Here is a 276-nt window from a genome sequence, read left to right as displayed (position 1 = left end):
AAATGGGTTCCACACAAGATATTCTGCATAATCCGCAGCATCCTTATACGAAGGAACTGCTGGCAGCCTTTGAGCCTGTCGCTCATGCGCGTGCAACAATGGATGAGCAGGAGAGGCAAAGCCCCGCGCCACTTTTGAAGGTCGAGAACATCCTTGCCGGCTATGGTGTGGTGGGAACCGGTGGTGAACCGGCGATGATTGCGGTCGACAATGTCAGTCTTGAACTCTCCCGCGGGCAAAACCTAGGGATTATTGGTGAATCGGGTTGTGGCAAGT

General features: G+C 53.6%; 1 protein-coding gene. It reads left to right on the top strand.

Annotated features, from left to right (window positions below; genetic code table 11):
• Positions 1 to 276, top strand: a 276-nt coding sequence (locus tag QSJ70_RS27540) for an ABC transporter ATP-binding protein (protein ID WP_502871736.1), incomplete at both ends; no start/stop codon positions are given.

Origin of the sequence: Brucella sp. NBRC 12950 (genome assembly GCF_030268145.1) — a bacterium.
GTDB lineage: Bacteria > Pseudomonadota > Alphaproteobacteria > Rhizobiales > Rhizobiaceae > Brucella.
Note: the sequence above shows the minus strand (reverse complement) of the source record. Positions and strands in the feature narration are given on the sequence as shown.